At 55.7% G+C, this 16,233-nt stretch carries 11 protein-coding genes; 3 read left to right on the top strand and 8 right to left on the bottom strand.

Translation table 11 applies throughout. From position 1 onward, the window contains the following. Entirely contained in the window at positions 1 to 1,914 is a 1,914-nt protein-coding gene (locus tag VGM48_RS10600; RefSeq protein ID WP_331578819.1) for a DUF3857 domain-containing protein, read from the top strand. A gap of 90 nt (positions 1,915 to 2,004) precedes the next feature. Here the strand turns inward: VGM48_RS10600 and VGM48_RS10595 are convergent, their stop codons facing one another. From VGM48_RS10595 to VGM48_RS10560, 8 genes are all read right to left on the bottom strand, one after another. Next, a complete protein-coding gene (locus VGM48_RS10595) occupies positions 2,005 to 2,694 on the bottom strand; it encodes a hypothetical protein (RefSeq protein WP_331578817.1) in 690 nt (229 codons plus the stop codon). Between the two features lie 18 nt (positions 2,695 to 2,712). Continuing rightward, a complete protein-coding gene (locus VGM48_RS10590; RefSeq protein WP_331578815.1) occupies positions 2,713 to 3,483 on the bottom strand; it encodes a DUF4097 family beta strand repeat-containing protein in 771 nt (256 codons plus the stop codon). 37 nt (positions 3,484 to 3,520) lie between these two features. Next, positions 3,521 to 4,354 carry a zf-HC2 domain-containing protein gene (locus VGM48_RS10585; protein WP_331578813.1) on the bottom strand — a complete coding sequence of 278 codons (834 nt, stop codon included), beginning with the start codon at positions 4,352 to 4,354 and terminating at the stop codon, positions 3,521 to 3,523. A gap of 9 nt (positions 4,355 to 4,363) precedes the next feature. After that, entirely contained in the window at positions 4,364 to 4,879 is a 516-nt protein-coding gene (locus VGM48_RS10580) for an RNA polymerase sigma factor (protein WP_331578811.1), read from the bottom strand. A 153-nt stretch (positions 4,880 to 5,032) separates the two neighbouring features. After that, positions 5,033 to 7,411, bottom strand: coding sequence for a hypothetical protein (locus tag VGM48_RS10575; RefSeq protein ID WP_331578809.1), 2,379 nt, complete (start codon positions 7,409 to 7,411; stop codon positions 5,033 to 5,035). A 24-nt stretch (positions 7,412 to 7,435) separates the two neighbouring features. Continuing rightward, positions 7,436 to 8,620: a DUF4249 domain-containing protein gene (locus VGM48_RS10570; RefSeq protein WP_331578807.1), complete on the bottom strand. Its 1,185-nt coding sequence runs from the start codon at positions 8,618 to 8,620 to the stop codon at positions 7,436 to 7,438. A 30-nt stretch (positions 8,621 to 8,650) separates the two neighbouring features. After that, on the bottom strand, positions 8,651 to 11,428 hold the full coding sequence (locus VGM48_RS10565) for a TonB-dependent receptor (RefSeq protein ID WP_331578805.1): 2,778 nt from the start codon (positions 11,426 to 11,428) through the stop codon (positions 8,651 to 8,653). Further along, positions 11,412 to 12,158 carry a hypothetical protein gene (locus VGM48_RS10560; RefSeq protein ID WP_331578803.1) on the bottom strand — a complete coding sequence of 249 codons (747 nt, stop codon included), beginning with the start codon at positions 12,156 to 12,158 and terminating at the stop codon, positions 11,412 to 11,414. Before VGM48_RS10560 ends, VGM48_RS10565 begins: the two co-directional genes overlap by 17 nt. Before the next feature lie 83 nt (positions 12,159 to 12,241). On the opposite strand from VGM48_RS10560, the gene VGM48_RS10555 reads away from it, so the two are divergent. Together VGM48_RS10555 and VGM48_RS10550 are read left to right on the top strand one after the other, a co-directional pair. Then, positions 12,242 to 13,501 (top strand): helix-turn-helix domain-containing protein, encoded by a 1,260-nt coding sequence (locus VGM48_RS10555; protein ID WP_331578801.1) that lies wholly within the window; start codon positions 12,242 to 12,244, stop codon positions 13,499 to 13,501. Between the two features lie 122 nt (positions 13,502 to 13,623). Then, positions 13,624 to 15,867: a M1 family metallopeptidase gene (locus tag VGM48_RS10550; RefSeq protein ID WP_331578799.1), complete on the top strand. Its 2,244-nt coding sequence runs from the start codon at positions 13,624 to 13,626 to the stop codon at positions 15,865 to 15,867. Positions 15,868 to 16,233: the final 366 nt, after the last annotated feature.

The following is a 16,233-nucleotide window of genomic DNA, read 5'->3' as shown; positions in this document are numbered from 1 at the left end:
ATGCGTGTGCTTCCCGTCAGGACACTGCTTTACTGGCTTGCCCTGAGCCTGCCTGCCCTGGCCGGCCGGGCGCAGGACCCGCTGTTGGCGCCGTTGCCCGATAGCCTCCGGCAGGGCGCCGTCATGGTCCGCAGGCTCGACCAGGTGGAAATAACCATCGAGTCGGCGCACAGGGCCCGCGTCCATCGCAAATGGGTGAGCACGATCCTCAACAGCAACGGCGACCGGTACGGCCTTATCTATACCTTCTATGACAGGTTTCGCGAGTTGTCCGGTGTAACGGCGATGATGTACGACGGCGACGGGAAGCTGATGCGGAAGATCAGGAAAAGCGATCTCGAGGACGCGCCGATCAGCGGGATGGGGATGCTCGCGATGGATACGCGGGTGAAATATTACCAGTTCGTGAATCGAACCTATCCCTATACGATCAGCTATGAAGAGGAGCAGGTGCTGGATAACCTTTTCGTGTTGCCGTCGCAGTGGTTTCCGCAGCCTGCGGAGAATATCGCCGTCGTCAGCAGCACGCTGATCGTGCATGTCCCGGATGGCTACCCGCTGCGAACCCGCGAGTATGATCTTCCCACGGCGGCGCAGGTCACGGAGAAAAAGGGCGTAAAGACCTATGTCTGGGAGGTGAACAACCGGCCGGCGCGGGCTGCCGAGGAGTACGCGGTGGTCTGGGGCCGACGCGAACCCTGTGTACGGCTTTCCCCCGGCAGCTTCGAGGTCAGCGGTTACAAGGGGTCGGCGGATACCTGGACCAACCTGGCGAAGTTTACCGGCGATCTTTTCCGGGGGCGGGGACAGCTGCCCGAGGAGGCCCGCAAGAAAGTGCATGCCCTTACGGACGGGCTCACGGACACGGCGAAGATCGCGGCGTTGTATTCCTGGCTGCAACAGAACACCCATTATGTCGGCATCGAGTTGGGGATCGGCGGCTGGCAGCCTTTCGACGCCACCTATGTATACACGCGGAAATATGGGGACTGCAAGGCGCTTGCCAACTACATGGTCGCGCTGTTGAAGGAAGCGGGTATCCGCGCCTGGCCGGTATTGATCTATGGCGGCCCGGAACCGCCGGTGATCGACACGGGATTTGCGTGCGCGCAGTTTAATCACTGTATCGCCGTGGCGCTTGCCGGGAAGGATTCGGTCTGGCTGGAATGTACCAGCAACCTTCTGGCGCCCGGTTATCTCAGCAGTTTCACCGCCGACCGGCAGGGGCTGCTCATCGATGATCCGGGCGGCCGGCTTGTTCATACGCCCGTCTACGGCGTCCGGGAGAACCGGCTCACCCGGAATGTAAAAGGAAGCGTCACCGGCAGCGGCGATCTCGAGGCAAGCCTGCAGGTGGAGTATACCGGGTTGCAACAGGATGCACCCCATTCGATGATCGACCGGCTTTCGAAGAAGGACCTGCTCGCGGCCGAACAGCATTCGCTTGGCCTGACCGACTGCGTCATCAGCGACTGGAATTATACCGCGGCGCGAACGGCTATTCCCTCGCTGGAGGAGACGATGCGGCTGTATGCGCAACATTTTGCGACCGTCACCGGTAACCGGCTGATCGTTTTGCCGGGGAGGTTTCTGCGCCGGACCGGCAGGATGCGAACCAACGGGCCCGCCCGCCAGACGGCTATCGAGCTGCGACTATCCATCGACGAATCCGATACCCTCGTCCTGCAGATGCCCCCGGGTTATGCGCCGGAACGCCTTCCATCGGGTCGTCTGTCCTTTCCCTTCGGCAGCTATAGCATCCACAGCAGCTTCGACCAGGGCGTGCTGACGATGACCTGTCATTATACCGAGCAGAAAGGCGTCTATTCTCCCGCCAACTTCGAGCGGATGGCAAGGTTTTTCGATTATACCTGGAGCGAGGGGAATCAGCAGATCGTGTTTGTGAAACAGTGATCTCATCAAGGTTGGCGAAGCACCCATGAAAAAGGCCGCTCCGCTGTACCGGACCGGCCTTCAACCATTCAAAAAATAAGAACTAACGTGTCAACCTTCTTTGCGGAAGAATATATTCCCGCTGATCGTTTGCAAATCGATACTTTTTCCACCGCCATTGAGATCGGCGGTGACCGATCCTCCGCCGACATGTCTGACACCCCGGCTGGCGCTGTTTAATTCGATATTGCTGTACATCGTGCCGCTGATGGTATGCATCTTTACCCCGGCCTTGCGATCCGGTGCGATAGCCAGGTCGATGTAGCCGCTGATGGTGTGGGCCTTGATCTCGGCGGTGTTACCGGTGATGACGATATTCCCGTTGATGGTCTCCACGGAGAAATCCGCGTTCTCGGGGAGATATACTTCGTGGATGATCGTGCTGTTATAGTTGCAGCAGCAGCAACAGTTGTTATTTTTGTTTTTATTGTTCTTGTCGGCCGAATCCTGGCGGCGGCGTATCTTATCCGTCTCCAGCTTGCCCTGGATATTGACGGTGCCGCCCGTTTCATCGAAGACCATGTTGTAGTCGTCGTTGTTCTGGTTGTCGTTGACATCGATCGAACTCTTCACATAGACCTCATTCTTCTTCCAGGTGATGATGCGGATGGAATCGGAGATCTGGAAATTCATCGCAACAAAGCCGTTGGGGGCGAAGGTCAGATGCTTTTCGACGATCTTTTGCGCCTGCGTGGGGACCAGCCCGATAAAAAGCAGGGCGATGAGTATGCAATTCTTCATATGCTTGGTTTTTTATGGTTAACCTTTACGCAGATAGACATTCCCGCTGACACTATTCAGTCTTACCGCCGTTCCGCCGCCGTTGAAGTCGGCGCGGAGCTTGCCGCCGCCTACCCGGCGCATATCTTTGTCATTGGGAGGGAAATCGAAATCCGAGAACATATTACCGGAGACCGTACCCATCTCGACGCTGAAGGGTGTTTTTGCCGGCAGGGTTACGTCCACTTCCCCGCTGACCGAAGAGATGGAGATCGGTTTGTCCCTGGCGATCTCGGTAAAGGCCACATTCACATTTCCGCTGATGGTGGAGACGACGATCGGGCCGGTCACTTTGCTGAGCGTGATATCATGGCAGCCTTTGAATTCGACCTCGTTCCTGATGTTGGTGATGGTGGTGGTGCCGCTTTTTGCACAATCCCGGGTGATCTCGAGGGCCAGGCTCTCGGGGACTTTGAGGCGGTATTCCGCGCTTTGGGTGATGGGCAGCAGACAGCGCAGGAGGATGTGGTTGCCGCTTTTTTCCATGTAGAGGGCGACGCCGGTGTTATCGGTTCCTGCGGCGTAGATGGCCTTTAGTCCTTTTGCCCGATCAAAGTTTTGGTGCACGCCGCCGCTGACGATGATCTCGTTGCCGGCATATCCTTCGATGGGCAGTTCGCCGGTAAAATCTTCGAGAATGAGCTTGGCGTCTTTCATATCCCCGACGGAGATCTTGTAATCCTGTGCCCTGGTGAGAAAACCGATACATAGGGACGCGATGAGGAGGAAGCTATACTTCATTTGTTTCATGTTTTTTATTTTTACTGATTATGATCAGGGTTGCCGCTTAGAGAACCCTGAGGCTTTTTTGTGCGGCGTCTTTTACTTCTTTGAGGGTCTTTTTGTTGGTCATGATCTCTTTGATCGGTGCGATCGCCTTTCTCTCCCGCTTTTCGGCCAGGAGGTTGATCAGCACCACCTGGATGATCGGTTCGCTCTGGAGGCCGAGGGAGGATACCAGCGAGTCCCGGACGATATGCAGGTCCGCGAAACGGGCCAGGGAATAGAGGGCGGCCAGCCGGACGTTGACGTTCTTATCGTTGTTGAGCGAGTTGAAGAGGGCGTCGATCACCTTCTGGTCGGGACTGTTCATCTCTTCGGCATAGCTGACGGCTTTTATCCGTTCGCTCGCGGATTCATCATCAATTAAGTTCAGCAACTCCTGCTCTTTCATCTTTTTGGTGATATCCTGCACTTCGGATCTCAGCGTTGCGATCTCTTTGGTCGGGCCGGACTCCGGCCCGGATTTGATGGCCATCCCGAGGGCGACCCCGCCGGCGACCAGGATCACAGCGGCGGCGGCCCGGCCTGCGGCCGAAGAGAAAAGAGAGATCAGCTTTCCGCGCGGCTTTTCTTCGTTTGCCGGGTTTTGCAGGAGGTTGGCCATCGCCGCCATGTTCAGTTCGGACTGGAGCATGGTGTTGAAATTTTCGCGGAGGGTAGGCGAGGGCATTTCCTGCTCGTTATTCTTGATGGTCGTCAGCAGTTCCCGCAGTTCTTCCGCTTCCCGGCGGCAATCGGCACAGGTGTCCAGGTGTTCTTTTATCTGCGCTTCGATGGCGGCAGGGAGTGCCTGGTCCAGATGATCGATCATTGCTGCCTGTACTTCCTTACAATTCATGTTCACTGCTTAATTTTTATTAAAATATAGGGTCCTGAGCTGTTTGAGGGCCCGGTACACCTGCACTTTTATGGCTGCCACCGAGATATCCTTGATCCGCGAGATCTCCTCGTATTTGAGGCCCTGGTAGCGGCTGAGCACCAGGATCTCCTTTTGTTCGGGGGAGAGCCGGCCCAGCGCCTCGTCCAGCCGCTGAAACTGATCCTCCGTGTATCCTGTCGAGCCGTCTGCCAGCCGATCTTCCGCGTCGTTGGGGTCCGTCAGCCGGCCCGGCATCTTTTGCTCCTGTTTGCAGAAGTCATAATGAACGTTGCGAGCCATCCGGTAGACCCAGCTCCGAAAGCTGCCGTGTGAGGGGTCATAGCTCTGGCGGTAGCGGATGACCCGGAGGAACAGGTTCTGCGTCAGGTCTTCACTGGTTGCTTTATCTGTCGTCAGCCGAAGGAAAAAGTTATATAAGGGCACCTGGTACCGGTCGAATAGCGCCGTCAGCTCGGACAAGTGGCCGTCTTTTACCAGCAGCATTATTTTTTCATCAGATAGTTCAGGCACCCGGGATAACTTTTAGGTTTCTATATGGATTACTGCGAAAGGGCAAAAGGGTTACAGCCCGGAGGGAAGTTTTTTTCAGGGGGCGGCTTTTCGCTGGTTTCGGGGCTTTCCGGGCCCCGGATGCTCCTATTTTACGGCAAAACCTGCTATTCCGGTGCCGGGCGTGCCGTCGGCGGCCAGTCCTTCCACTACTACGATATATTTTCCGGGGATATCGGAGGAATAGAAGCTGAGGGGTTTCCGGCTTTTGCCGTCCGTGGTCACCGAGGGGGACCAGAGGAGGACATTGCGGAAGTCGGGCAGGTGGCTTGCGGCTTCTTCGGGCGTCGCATAGGAGGGAGAATCGAATTCCCGCTCCAGTTCGAGCCCGGCGTAGTCGACGACGACGGCGCGGGGATCGAGGATATAGCCGGCGAGGTCGCCTTTATAGCTGGTCCAGTTCATGATGCCTTCGAAATTGGCCCCACCCAGGAAGAAAAGGTGTTGCAGGGTCTCCAGCTTGCGGATCTTTAGCGGATCGAGTGCCATCAGCTTGTCGATATCGAAGATCGGAACGCCGTCGAGCAGGATCAGGGGATCATTTTCAAAGGATTGCGCCGCGTAGGAGAGGTTGAAAAGCGGCAGGTGGAAATGGCCCTCCCGTTTTCTGACATACATCAGGGTGACATATTCCCGCATTACTTCTTCCATGGTGGTGAAGCGAACAAAGTCGTCCAGCAGATAGGTATAGTCGGGCCGGTAGAAGAAGGCTCCCGTATCGGCGATGGGGACCCTGAATTGTTTTAGCCGCAGCCCGGCATACCGGTTGAGGACCTGGGACGAGATATTCCTGTCGGTGAGCAGGGAGGTATAGGTCTGCGGAACGATGAAGGGTGCAAAGGTCGCCGTGCTGTATTCCTCGGAAAAGGGATTGCTGATATCCACCTTATACTGGCTGTCGAGCGGGCTGGTCTGGGCGATGAGCTCCTGGTTGCCATAAAGATCTTTCATTTCGAATCGCAAATCCCCGTCCTCGTTGCTGCGGGCCGCGGTGAACTGGGTCCGGGTGCCCGGAATGGAGAGATAGGCGAGGAGCATCCTGGGCGCCGGCGCACCGGTATGGACATCGACGAGCCTTCCCGAAACGATAGATCCGTTGTATTCGAGGGGATAGTCGAAGGAGGGCGCCTTATGCCGTAAGACATCCTCCCACCGGAACTTTCGCCAGCCATGGGTCAGCATCAGGTTGTCCATGGCCTCTTCGTCTTCGGGGTGGCTGAAATAATAATCGGGCGATTCGACCTTTCCGTGCAGATCGGACGCCAGCAGCAGGTAGGGCAGGATATGTTCCGTCGTCACCGGCTGCAGCGAATCCACGAGATACACCGAAAGGGAGCAGTCCGAGGCCAGGGGCTGGCCCCCTTGATCCTGCGTAGCCACCTGGAGGTTGATCTTCTCGCGGATGGCATAGCTGCTTTTATCGGCCTGCACGTCGATCTGTAACCGCCGGGAAGGCTGACGGAAGACCAGTCTTTCGCAAACCGGCTGCCGGGCGGCATCGAACACGGTCAGATGCGAAACGCCTTCGCCCAGGCTGTCCCGGCTGAGCAGGAAGCTGGCCTTTCCACCCTGCAGGGTGGCGGTCATGGCCTGTCGTACGGACTGGCGGGTATGCGCCAGCAGGTAGACGGCGCCGCCGCCGGTGGTAGATTGGATATTCACGCGCCAATTATCTTTTCCTTCGGGCGAGACGGTCATTACCGTTCCTTCTTTTGCGGCCGTAGGAAGTAAGGCATTGATCGCCGTGCCATCTTCGAGACGGAAGATAGCGCGGTAATGGTGTCCTGTCCGGGGTGTATAGTTGAAACTGCCGATCCCGAAACGATGGGGGTTGGCCTGCACGAGGGTATCCTGTTCGTCCTCGGTGATGACCCCGGTGCATTCGATGCCGCGGCCATATTGATCGGTCACGCGGAATGCCATCCTGCCGGCCAGGTTCTCCACGAGGTTGCCGCCTTCGGGGTAGAACGATGCGCTATACTGGAGTGTCGGCGGAGTGACGGGAGTTTCGGCGCTTTTGCGGGAATTGATGATCGTTACCGTTTTTTCAAAAAACCAATCGGCGCCATAGTTCTTCATCCAGGAGGTGTACGCGCGGAGCTTGTAGTTCCCGGTGCGGACCGTCAGCGGAAGATAGAGGGAGCCGCCGCCCGAACCGCTGTCCAGTCCCGTCTTCGCCTGGAGGACCGGTTTGTTGTCCTTGTCCAGCCATTCGAGATAGGCGACCTTGCTCATATCCAGCGGATGATGCGTGCCGGCTTCCACGACGTAGACCTTGAACCAGCAGATCTCGCCGGCGAGATAGACCTCCTTATCGGTGTGGACGAACAGCTTCTCCTGCAGCCGCTTCATCCGGTATTGGTCGAGGTCTTCCTTCAGGGTCGCAGGGACAGATTGCTGGGAAAAGGCCGCCGGCGTGGTCAGCGACAGCGTGAAAAGAAGAAATATCGTTAGCTTTTGATTCATCGGTGTCTTATTGAGCCTTTATACTTAATTGGGCCAGAAAGAAGGTTTTTTTGTCGTTCCGCCCTGCAGCCGGCAGTCGACGCAGTAGTTGCCATTGGCGCTCCAGCCGAGAAAGCCGAACGCGCCGTATTGCCGGTCGATCGGGACGTATGCGCCGCCCGAAAAAAAATTGTCGATCTTGCTGGGGAAGACCAGCGTATCGGGGTCCGCACAGACAAAAATATATCCCCAGTTCGGCACGTCGGTCCGGCTGATGAAGATCCGCTGCTGCTGGACGGTGCCTGCCGAAACAAACCCGATGATCTGTTCATCGGGGTGGGTAAGGCTATGAATATTCCCTTGCAATTGGGAAGGCTGTGCGTCGAAGATGGAGCCCAGCGACTCGGTGTTAGATCTCATCAGGCTCAGGAAATCGTAGGCCTCCTTCGTCAGCGCATACTGCTGAGCGATCATGCTATAGAGCACGCTGATCTGGGAGGTCGCCCTGGGAATGAACTGCAGCTTCTGACGGTAGATCACATCCTGGGCCAGCTTTGCGCTGCTGCCCAGCAGCAAAGGTGTGGATGCGTCGCTCCGCCAGCAGTTGTAGATGTATTCGGAGTCGTCCCGGATGGTTACCGTATCCTGTTTGTTGCTGCCCCCCTTTTCCCGAAACGCATAGTTGGAGAATTCCGCCGCGGTATACTGCCAGGTCTCCTGGAATTGCCATTGATAGTAGTGGGTGGCGTTTGCCGGATCGTGGGTGTTGGCGTAGATATACACTCCTTCCGGAGCCTGGGTCCAGGTGAGGCTGTCTATCGGTGGGGTGATCTTATAGGCGACGGTATCGGACAGATAGGTATCGCCGTCGGAGGCAATACGCAGGCGGTACCGAACGGTCGCGTTCAGGGGAAGGGTATTAGCCATGTAGACGCCCGGGCTGCTCTCGGCAAGCGGATACACCGAATTGTCGGTGCCTTCCACCTGGACCTTTGCGCCTCTTACGACCGGGATCGTGGAATCGCCGGGCAGATGGATGACCCTGCTCAGCGTGAACCGGGTGGGCGCATTACCGGCGATAAACCCTTCCACCACCAGGTAGCCGGTCACCGGCGGGCTGTATGGGCTGTCATATTTCTGTTTACACTGACCCAGCAGTAATAGCAGCACGAACAGGGAGGTCAGTATTCTTATCCTGGAATTCATCGGTGTTGTTCTCTTTTGTTTCATCGTTTTTGTTATAGCGGCATTCATGTGTTCTTAAAAGGCGATATTATAGTTGATATAGGGTATCGCGCTGCCAAAAATGGAAAGTTTGTATCCATTGACGGCGCCGTTCTCCGACACATAGTACACCGAATAGGGGTTCTTTCTGCCCGTGAGATTATACACGCCAAAGGTCCATGAATTATGGGTCTTTTGATAGATGCGGTGATTCCCCAGCACGTTCAGCGACAGATCGGCGCGGAAATAGTCGGGGATGCGATAGGCGTTCCGGTCCGCATACAGTGTCCGCAGGGAGCCCGCATACGAGAAGACGCCGATCGGCAGGGTGATGGGCCTTCCCGTGCTATAAGTCGCGTTGAACGACCAGCTTACCCGGTGCGTGAGCCGGTAATTGCTGACCAGCGTGAAGTCATGCGGTTTGTCGTAGTTGGCGGGATAGAAGTGGCCGCCATTCACCAATTCGCCCAGGGTGGGGTCGTCCTGGCGGAGCAGGATGCGGGAATAGGTATAGCTGAACCAGCCGTTGAGCTTTCCGGTCAGCTTCTTGATCAGCAGTTCGACACCGTAGGCCTTACCTTTTGTTTCCAGGACATCGGTCTCGATATGGTGGTTCATCACCAGCACCGCGCCGCTCTTGTAATCGAGATAATCCTTTATCCGTTTGTAATAGACCTCGAGCGAGGTCTCGATCGTATTGTTCTTGAAATTCCGGTAGAGACCCATGGACACCTGGTCGCCGAATTGCGGCCGGATATTGGGATCGCTGAGCTTCCAGATATCGGTCGGCGCCATGGCGCTGGTGTTCGACAGCATGTGGATATACTGACGTTGGGTGTTGTAGCCGGCTTTTATCGAGAAATTATCGGTCAGCACGAAGCGCGAAGACACGCGAAACTCGGGGCCGCCATAGGTCTTTATGAACTTGCCTGACGGATACTGGGTCGTGCCGGTCTGGTTGTCCGTCGTGATGGGCTGACCCGGCGCATAGTGGTTGACGGTAGCCGGACCGAGGTAGTTGTAGAGCGAATACCGGACACCGGCTTCCAGCGAGATGGAAGAATTGATCGTATAGCGATCGCTCAGGTAGGCGCCGCTTTCGAGGGCCTGTTCCTTTTGCAGGGTGTCGCCCTGGACGAGGGATGCCTTGCCGTTTGGCGTGTATTCGCCGGGGTGCAGCGCATACTTGAGCGTGCTCACCCCGAACTCGAGGGTATGGCTGCTGCTGAGGAAATAGTTGAAATGCGTCTTGAAATAGAGCTGGTTGATATCGAAGCCGAGCTTATAGGCATTGACGGGGTTATCCCGGCTCGAAATAGAATACTGGTAGCGGTCGTACCCGGTGGAGATCAGACTGTAGAGTTTGTTATTGTAGATATGCTTCCACTTCAGGGAAATGTTCCGGTTGCCGTATCCGTAGGTGGTGTCGTTGTTGAGGTTGAAGTGATCCTGGCTGAGATAGCCGGTGAGGTAGAGATCGTTCTTTTTATTTATCTGGTGACTGATGTTCAGGTTTATATCATAGAAGGAGGCGCGGCTGTTCTTGTATTGATCGGGCAGACGGGCCAGCAGCCAGTTGGCATAGGTGCTCCTGCCGCCGAGGATAAAGGAGGTTTTGTCTTTGACGATCGGCCCTTCGATGTTGAGCCGGCTGGTCAGCAGGCCGATGCCCGCCGAGCCTTCGAAGTTCTTTTTGTTTCCTTCCCGCGTGGTGATGTCCACCACGGAGGAGAGGCGGCCGCCAAAACGGGCGGGGATGCTGCTTTTATACAGTTCCACATCCTTGACCACTTCCGGGTTAAAGGCCGAGAACATGCCGAAAAAGTGAGCGGTATTATAGATGGTGGCGTCGTTGAACAGGATCAGGTTCTGGTCGGTCGACCCGCCGCGAACGTTGAGACCTGTGCTTGCTTCGCCGACCGTTTTCACTCCGGGCAGGGTCGTCAGCACCCGGAGGACATCGGCCTCGCCAAAGACAACGGGCACCTGTTTGATCGTTTTGATGTCCAGCTTTTGCACACCCATCTCGGTCCGCTTGACGTTGCTGGCCTTCTCTGCGGAGACGATCACCTTTTTGAGCGTGACGATCTGTGTCTGGAGGTCGATATTCAGTTTGCCGTCGCCATAGACCATGATCAGCCTTCGCGTATCCCGCATCCCGATGCTTTGGATATTGAGGACGTGTCTGCCTTTTGGCAGGGAGATGGAAAAATAGCCATATTGGTCGGAGGTGACCCCGATCCGCGGATTCTCTACATAGATGGAGGCTCCGACGATGGGCTCGCCTGATTTGGCGTCCCGCGCATAGCCGGCAAGGTTGGCGACGCGGTTCGCGTTGGAGTTGCCCTTGTCGCCGATGAGGTATAGCTTGTTCTCCAGTGTAGCGACCTGTTGCTTACCGACGTCTTCCAGGTAGTCTCTGACGCTGTCCCCGGCGGCGAGAGACCCTTTTTGGCCGGGTTTGTCGAAATAGCCGGGCGGCAGATCGGTCCGGATCGCCGCGCCCTTTGTGACAAAGACATGCTGATGGCTGTCGATCGAATAGCTGATCTCCGTTCCTGCAAATGCCTGTTCCAACACTTTGTCCAATGGGGCGTTGTTGACGTTGATGTCGATCTTCGTGCTGTCGAGATCCGTTGTATCGTAGTAGAAGCGATAGCTGGTCTGTTTTTCCAGGTCATTCAGAAGATCGGCAAAGGAGGCGTGGGTGAGATGGACGGTGACGGGCTTGCTCCCAGGGTCCTGAGCGCGGACGGCGATACCGGCGAGTAACAAACAGGCGAGAAGAAATCCTTTATTATTGAGTAAGGCCATCGTACCAGGTTATGACTTTTATGAGAGTGTTTTCCTTATCCTTTCGTATTCCCAGATGGTTGCTGCGGATAAATTTCTTTGCCTGTTTGCTTTTGTCCTTTAGGGCGTAAAGCAGTGAGCGTTTATTGTTTACGGCGTAATAGGCCGATCCCTTCTGCAGGTAGTAGGAAATGGACGTCAGGGTATATTTTTCAAATCCATTCGTGAGGAAGGAGGCTTGCTGCTGGATCGTTTTGGACGTTCTTTTGAGCAGGCGGACCCGGCCCCGGTAGAGCTGCTCATAAAAGCCGTTGCGCGGCGCGGTGGGATTGAGACTGTCGCCGAGGCGGATGAAGGAATGGTCTTCGATGGTAAAGCTGTCGAGATGCTGGCGGTTGAGGCCTATTTTCCAAACGTCGTAAGGGTCGTGGATCACGACGATATCCTGTACGACATCATAGATCAGGGGGATATGTTCGTAAAGCACACCGTTGTACAGGAGCGAGCCCGCGATGGTGGAATCGACGAAATAAGGATCTCCGGTCGCTATCTGATAGGCATAATCGACGTAGACAATGCCTCTGAACAGATCCGTTTCGGGAGCGACATAGGCATGATACTGGCGGAGGGCGAAAGCGGAGGCGGAATCCAGGATCGGGCTATCTTTGTTCGCGGTCTGGGCCTTTAGTTCCGGACCCCATAGGGCATAAAAAAGCAGCAGGAAGCAAATAGTTTTGGACTTTCGTCGCATGTACACAGTTTAATCCTTTAAAATAAATAAACTCTTTTATATTAGGAGGATGTTTCGGTAAATTGGGCATTAAAACGGTATTAATGGTCGGTATTCTCAGAAGCATCATCCTGCTGGGCGCCATCCAGGGTTTTATCGTTGTGGCCCTGCTGCTCTCCGCTGCGCGGCGTGATCCTGGGAGTGCAAGACAAAACCGGCTTCTGGCGATTCTGATCCTTTTGCTGGCGATGGCCTGTCTGAACATCTATCTCTTCGAGACGCCGGCCCTGATGGATACGCCGGTGGGCAACCTGCTGAGTGCTCTTATCCCGATGGTCATCGTGATGCCGATAGGCCCGTTGCTTTATTTTTATGTTCGGTGCATTGGGGAGCCGGAGTTCCGGTTAAGCCGTAAATACCGGCCGCATTTCTATTCCGTGGGGCTTGATCTGTTTCCTCATGCGGCGGCCTTCGTCTACCTTCTTCTGCTGATCTTCGGGCTCCTTGATGCCCACCACAACTATGGGTTTGGGAGCTTTCTCGACTATTATCAACAGTATGCGGATATCCCCCGCTGGATTTCCCTGTCGGTCTACCTCTGGCTGGCGGTTCGGTTTTTGGCGCGTGCGCGCAAATTGGCGTTGGGCGAGAAAAAGGCTTCGGGGGAGAAACAGGTTTCGGGGGTGGCACCGGGGGAGAGACAGGCTTCAGCCAGGACATCGCGGGCGGCGTCGCGGGAGGAGTTGGCGTGGCCCCGGGCGCTGGTGCGGGGTTTTACGGCCTTTGCCGTGTTGTGGCTGATCTTTCTGGTGCCTTATGAGATCCCGCGCTATAGCGACAAGCTTCTCGCGCGCTTCGACTGGTATCCGCTGTACCTGCCCATTGTCTTTCTAATCTATTGGCTGGGGGTGAAAGGATTTTTTATCAGTGGCCGGAAGGTGCAGGCAAAAGCCGCGGGGCCGAGGACACCGCCGGCGCCGGAGGTGACGGAACCCGCGGTGCGGGCCCTGAAGAAGGCTATGGAGCAGGATACGCTCTGGCTCGATCCGGCCCTGAACCTAACGTTGCTGGCGCGGCACTGCGGGCTGACGCCAAAAACCCTATCGGCGGTGCTGAACCAGCATCTGGAAAAGACCTTCAGCGAGTTTGTCAATGAATACCGGGTGGCCGCTTTTAAGCACCGGCTGCTGGAGCCTGCCAGCAGGGAGCTGACCATTGCCGGGCTGGCGTATGAATGCGGCTTCAATTCCCTTCCCACCTTTCAGCGGGCTTTTAAGGCCCTTACCGGGGTTACGCCAAAGGAATACTGGCAAAAGAATGGGTTTCCGCTTGACAGGATGCCGTCCGGCCAGGAGAAAGCCTGATCAAACACGATAAAGCGGGATCGAACACGATAAAGCGTGATCAAACCCGATAAAGCCTGATCAAATCCGGATTTGAATAGGTGCGGCGTCGCCGTTCGGCTTGTTTTGTAAAAAACAAGACCATGCGAGATTTTTGCCATTTTTACCGGATCCTTCCTCTGTCTTTTCTTTTGTTGTTTCTCTTGCCGGCGCATAATGGGAGCGCACAAAATGCTGCGGCTGCGGCGGGCGGATCACATCCTTCTGCGGCACCCACTTCCGATGAGCGCATCGGGGTTTACCGGGCGAAGTTCGACCCGGCGCTGGAATTACGAATATCCCGCAACGGAGACCAGTTGTTGGTGCAGATCCTGGGGCAGGGTAGGACCGTGCTGGCGCCCCAATCAGGCGGCCGCTATGCGATGAAAGGTGTCCGGCCGGCCGCGACGATGGAATTTCTGAAAAACGACTCTGGCAGGATCGACGGGTGCCGCGTTTTCCAGAAGGAGCCGCTTTATACGTGGGAGCGGGTGGATGGGGGGGATGGACCCCTTGCCGGGACCTACCGGATGGCAATCAATCCGTATCATGTGTTTCATATCCGGGCGAAGGATGGCCGGCTGATCGGGCAGACGGGCAATTCGGCCGAGACGCCGCTGACGCCGCTTGGCCGGGGGCGATATGAGTTTGTGCGGGAGGGCAACAAATATCAGCTGGAGTTCAAGACCGTTGCAGGTAAGGCCGTGAGTATGGTTGCGCGGGGTTCCTATCCGTACCTGCTGACCAAGATCTCTTCCGTGTTGCCGCATGTCTCGAACCGGACCAATGGATTTACGCATGCCGATACCGTGCAGGGGATGCTGACACCTTTGCGAACTTGTTACGACGTCCTTTTCTACGGGCTTTCGATCACCGTGTTACCGGAGACCAGATCCATCCGGGGAAGCAATCTCATCCGGTGGCGGACTGTGCATTCTTTTCGGCGGATGCAGGTCGATCTTTATGAGAACCTGGCGGTGGACACGATCGACTATCACGGGAGACCGTTGCACTTTACCCGCGAAGGCAATGCGGTGTACATCGACCTGCCCGCTGAATTGCCGGAAGGCAGTGTCGATCAGCTGCGGATCTACTATTCCGGCATCCCGTTGCAACCGGATATCGATGCGCTGAAGGGTGGGATCTTCTGGTTGACCAACCGCGATAAGCGTATCTGGATCGAATCTGTTACGCAGGGCATCGGCGCGAGCGTATACTGGCCTTGTAAGGATCATCTATCCGACCGGCCGGACAGCATGAGCATCAGTATAACCGTTCCGCATGGACTGATGGATATCTCCAATGGCCGGCTTCTGGGCAGGACCGAGCTTTCGGATGGCCAGACGCGCTTCGACTGGTATGTGGACTATCCGATCGTTACCTATAATGTGGTCATGAACATCGGGGACTATACGCATTTTTCGGATAGCTATGTCCGTGAGGGCGGTGATACGCTTGCCCTCAAATTCTACTGTATGTCCTACAATTTGGACAGCGCCCGGAAGCTTTTTGCCGATGCAAAGCGGATGATCGCCCTTTACGAAAAGCTTTTCGGGCCTTACCCTTGTCCGCGGGACGGGTTTACCGCGTTGGAATCCATTTACCCGATGGACCACCAGGGTGCGGTCAGCATCGGCTCGATGCGGTCGCCCTTCAACGGCGATAAATACGACGGTGATGTCCGGCGGACGCTCTGGCATGAGAGTGCGCATGAGTGGTGGGGCAACAGCGTCGGCTGCAGCGACTACGCGGATATGTGGATCCATGAGGCGTTTGCCACCTATGCCGAATACCTGAACGAGGAATCGCTCCGGGGCCGGGCGGCGGCGCTGAAAGACCTGACGCGGGATCACCCTGAAAATAAGGAACCGATCATCGGGGTTTATAATGTCAACCATTTCCACATGGGCGATATGTATCTGAAGGGGGCGTTGATGCTGGAAACGCTCCGCAGCGTCATCGGTGACGATAGCCTCTGGTTTAGCATCTTCCGCGGGATCCAGCAGCGATTCCGGCAGACGCCGGTGAGTTCGAAAGAGATCGAGGCCTATTTCAACACGGCTACGGGGAAGGATTATAGCTGGTTTTTCGATGAATACCTGCGTTATCCGCATATCCCGGTGCTGGTGCTTAGTGTTCAGCAGGAAGGCGATGGGCTTCGGGTGAGCTATAAATGGGAAGCGGATGTTCCCGGTTTTCGGATGCCGGTGAAAGTTACGCTTTCAAAAGGCGGGTTTGCCTTTATCTATCCGACCACGACGCCGCAGACGATGGAGATAAAGGGAATGGGGCCGAAGGATTTTGCGGTGGACAGGGAGGATTTTTATATCGATGTGCGGGGGCTTTAGGATTTTTTCCAGGAGGGTTACGACAAAAAAAACCGCCCTGCTTGCGCAGGGCGGTAAAAATCTTGTAGGGCTCAATCAGTTCGGATTTTTTCCAGGATTGGATGTGGCTTTTTTAGGGTTTGGGACTTTTACGGTTTTTTTGGGGTTGGATTTGGGGGTTTTTCCTGGATTTAATTTTATTTAGTTTTCAAGGGTTTTGGACGTTGCTTGCTTCGGATTTGGACATTTGGTTTTGCAGGACCTGGATTTCGTTCGTTGCTGATACAAAGATGAGAAACGGCGCGAGGTTTTCAGAATTTATTCGTCAAACATTCGGTTCCGCCCGACGAAGGGCAAATCCGCCCGACGAACGAAAAATCAGGGGCA

The organism is Puia sp., assembly GCF_036500295.1.
GTDB lineage: Bacteria > Bacteroidota > Bacteroidia > Chitinophagales > Chitinophagaceae > Puia.
This window is presented reverse-complemented; position numbering and strand designations above follow the sequence as displayed.

What these genes read in the sequence shown, in the direction of transcription:
- VGM48_RS10600 (WP_331578819.1), top strand. Translation starts at nt 1, where the DNA reads ATGCGTGTGCTTCCCGTCAGGACACTGCTTTACTGGCTTGCCCTGAGC.
- VGM48_RS10595 (WP_331578817.1), bottom strand. Translation starts at nt 2,694, where the DNA reads ATGAAGAATTGCATACTCATCGCCCTGCTTTTTATCGGGCTGGTCCCC.
- VGM48_RS10590 (WP_331578815.1), bottom strand. Translation starts at nt 3,483, where the DNA reads ATGAAACAAATGAAGTATAGCTTCCTCCTCATCGCGTCCCTATGTATC.
- VGM48_RS10585 (WP_331578813.1), bottom strand. Translation starts at nt 4,354, where the DNA reads ATGAATTGTAAGGAAGTACAGGCAGCAATGATCGATCATCTGGACCAG.
- VGM48_RS10580 (WP_331578811.1), bottom strand. Translation starts at nt 4,879, where the DNA reads ATGCTGCTGGTAAAAGACGGCCACTTGTCCGAGCTGACGGCGCTATTC.
- VGM48_RS10575 (WP_331578809.1), bottom strand. Translation starts at nt 7,411, where the DNA reads ATGAATCAAAAGCTAACGATATTTCTTCTTTTCACGCTGTCGCTGACC.
- VGM48_RS10570 (WP_331578807.1), bottom strand. Translation starts at nt 8,620, where the DNA reads ATGAAACAAAAGAGAACAACACCGATGAATTCCAGGATAAGAATACTG.
- VGM48_RS10565 (WP_331578805.1), bottom strand. Translation starts at nt 11,428, where the DNA reads ATGGCCTTACTCAATAATAAAGGATTTCTTCTCGCCTGTTTGTTACTC.
- VGM48_RS10560 (WP_331578803.1), bottom strand. Translation starts at nt 12,158, where the DNA reads ATGCGACGAAAGTCCAAAACTATTTGCTTCCTGCTGCTTTTTTATGCC.
- VGM48_RS10555 (WP_331578801.1), top strand. Translation starts at nt 12,242, where the DNA reads ATGGTCGGTATTCTCAGAAGCATCATCCTGCTGGGCGCCATCCAGGGT.
- VGM48_RS10550 (WP_331578799.1), top strand. Translation starts at nt 13,624, where the DNA reads ATGCGAGATTTTTGCCATTTTTACCGGATCCTTCCTCTGTCTTTTCTT.